Annotated in this window: 5 protein-coding genes; all 5 read left to right on the plus strand. The window is 39.9% G+C overall.

The window, feature by feature from the left end; translation table 11 throughout:
* A partial coding sequence (locus ACIQ0Q_RS09825) for a hypothetical protein (RefSeq protein WP_395772755.1) occupies positions 1–263 on the plus strand: 263 nt, incomplete at its 5' end.
* 12 nt (positions 264–275) lie between these two features.
* The gene (locus ACIQ0Q_RS09830) at positions 276–953 is read left to right on the plus strand and encodes a hypothetical protein (protein WP_395772756.1); all 678 of its coding nucleotides are present in this window, start codon (positions 276–278) and stop codon (positions 951–953) included.
* Positions 954–956: 3 nt separating this feature from the next.
* On the plus strand, positions 957–2,273 hold the full coding sequence (locus ACIQ0Q_RS09835) for a hypothetical protein (protein WP_395772757.1): 1,317 nt from the start codon (positions 957–959) through the stop codon (positions 2,271–2,273).
* A gap of 10 nt (positions 2,274–2,283) precedes the next feature.
* A complete protein-coding gene (locus ACIQ0Q_RS09840; protein ID WP_395772758.1) occupies positions 2,284–2,544 on the plus strand; it encodes a hypothetical protein in 261 nt (86 codons plus the stop codon).
* A gap of 16 nt (positions 2,545–2,560) precedes the next feature.
* On the plus strand, positions 2,561–2,969 hold a 409-nt coding region (locus tag ACIQ0Q_RS09845; RefSeq protein ID WP_395772759.1), incomplete at its 3' end, for a hypothetical protein.

A 2,969-nucleotide genomic window follows, 5' to 3' on the forward strand; every position in this document is an offset into this window, starting at 1 on the left:
TTGGTGGAGAGCCAATCTTCTCATTCTTTGTATCTACTCAGTCTGGTGAAGCAAGCGTTGTTCAGCAAGATCTTGGAATTGTTAGAGATCTTGGAAACTCAATTCTTGGTGGAGGTACAACTAATACTGCCTCTACTACAGAACTTAATGTTTTCCCAGATGGACCAGACATTGTAACAATAGCAATCAGAAACCTTTCTGGTTCTGGTGTATCCAGTGCGACAATTAACGGAAGGCTTTCTTGGACCGAAGCCCAAGCATAGTAGGAGGAAAACGTGGGACTTAACAAACTAAACCACCTTTACTCTACTGAGCCATTGACAGTAGATTCTTTACTAGCCAATAATGACGTAACCGTACTAGATGACGTTAACGTATTTGGAGAAACCCTTGTTGATGGATTGCTTGGGCAGCCAAACCAAGTACTTAAAGTCAATTCTGCTGGAACTACAATTGAATGGGCTACCTTAGATGCTCTTCCATCACAGTCTTCAAATTCAGGAAAATATCTAACAACTGATGGAACTACTGCTTCATGGGCAACAATTACACTAAGCAACTATGCACTTTTAAATGCTCCATCTTTTACTGGAACGGTTTATTCTGCTGGAAATGTTGTCTCACATATTGATACAAATGCTCCAACTCTAAATGCTGGAAACACTTATAAGTATACGTTAGTTTTAGCAGATGACGGTAAGATGATTGAAATGAATACCTCTACTGGAGTGGGCAACACGCTTGAAATCCCTTTAAATTCATCTGTAGCCTATCCAATAGGCACTCAAATATCAGTGCTTCAAACTGGTGCTGGACAAACAACAGTCTCTGGAGCAGTTGGTGTGACCGTAAACGCTACTCCTGGAGCTAAACTAAGAGCACAATGGTCTGCTGCAAGTTTAGTAAAAAGAGCTACTAATACTTGGGCTTTAATTGGAGATTTGACGGTATAAACTATGTTCCTGTTTAAAAATTTATCAACAATTGCATCATCAGTCCGCAATGTATTCGTAGATAATTTTAATAGATCTGATGATGGAACTTCTTTAGGAAAAGCAACGGACGGAAGTCGTTGGAATGCCCTTAGTGGAGTATTTACTATTTTTGGAAATAAAGCCAAAGCAACTTCTGCAGCCAGTACATACCCAATTGCATCTATTTCAATGCCAGACTCCCCCCTTGACCAAGACGTAGTTATTACTTTAAAAGGAACTACTCCTGGATCAGGTGCAGCCCTTTGGATTTCAGAAACTGGTGATTGGTGGGCAGTTGTAACAGGAATTGACAATGGAGAAAATTGTCTTTGCGATACTTGTCAAGTTTGTAATGCAGGAAATTGTACTGCTGGAAACTGTTCAACCCCTGGAAACTGTATTGCTGGAGCTTGCAATACTGCTCAAAATCAAAATTACAATGTAAGTAATCAAAATCCAGGAACCACTAATCCAGCTAACGCAACTGGCATTTGGAACGGAGCTACTGGTGGTGGAAATATAAATCCAACTACTGGAGGAAATCCAAATAACTATAACTGTAATGCTTGGAATACAGGAAACTGTAATTCTGGTTCTCCATGTTCTCAACTTGGTGAGCCCGTTCAAACTGGTGGAGGAAACTGTAGGCTTTGGAAAAACACCAACCCAAATAGATTTTCTTGTCAAGCTTGGAACACCAGAAACTTTTCTCGTCCTTGTGTAGCATGGCAATGCGATAGAACAGGAAATAGATACTGCAGAGCATCAAGCACTGCTAACTGGAACCCTGTTGGTGGGGGAAATAGAAATGCATACACTGGAAATAATCAAAATTTTAATGCACCAGGGTTTACTCCAGGAAACTTTAATCCACAAACTGGAACTGGTGTTTATAACACTTGTACTGGAGGCTTTTGCTCTGGAGCATACAACTGTGCAGCATATACTTGCACAGCTTATTCATGCACAACTTTTAGTACCGTTAGTTGCAACTGCAGTACCTGTTTCCCAGCATATGTTAGAGTTATAAAGTCTGTTGCAGGAACTGTTTCGGAATTAACTAGGTGGGTAGTTTCTGCCCTTGGAACATCAACCGTAAACTCAATGCAAATAACTACAAGCGGCTCTGAAATAACAATTAAGCCTTATGCAAATGCAGACCTTACATCCCAAATTGGAAGCGATTTAGTATATACTCCAGTAGGGGTTGCACTTACGTCATATTATGGTATAATTGTATCACCGTCCCCTACAAGCCAAGGGTATGAAATAGATGAAATTACTATTGAGAAGATTTAAAGGATAAAAAATGTTAGATGAACAACCACCACAGCTTAAGCCACCTTATCCAGAAAAGGAACCTACTCCATTTAACGTAGCAACCATCGTAGACGGCATTGTTTATCAGGTACAAAATCTTGATGGTCAACAGGCAGCATTGCTTTTGTCCCAACCAGTTTATGTTAGGGTTGGTCGTGGAGAAGCTCAAGTTGGTTGGAAGTATGACCCAGAAACAAAAACTTTTACAAGACCAGCCTACGATCCAGAAACTGACACGTTTTCTTACTAGAGAGATTTAATAAAAAATGAAATTTATTCGCTTTACATGTGAAGATAAAACCTATCCTTTAAATGTTCCAGTTCCTGCAAAAAAAATGATTCCACAATGGTATAAAGATGGAGAAACTTTTTATGTAGAAAAAGGTAGTAAGGAAACTAGTGCTGGCTTAAAAACTTGTATGCCTTTTTTAGATATTATTACAGCAGGATATCTCCTAGTAACCCCCTTTGACATTTATGTAGGAAAAAAAGAAGATGGATCACTTAGTATTGAGTGGAACTCTCCAGAGCCGTGGAAAGATTTTGTAAACCAGAGACCACATGGATCTGGTGCAACCATTCCAAGACCTGCAGGTCACAGAGACGAGCATTTTGTTTGGTCTAACAAGTGGGGTTGGAAGACCCCTAGAGGATACAGCACTATTGTCACTCACC

Source organism: Arenimonas sp. (genome assembly GCF_044348765.1).
In the GTDB taxonomy this organism is placed as follows: domain Bacteria; phylum Pseudomonadota; class Gammaproteobacteria; order Xanthomonadales; family Xanthomonadaceae; genus Arenimonas.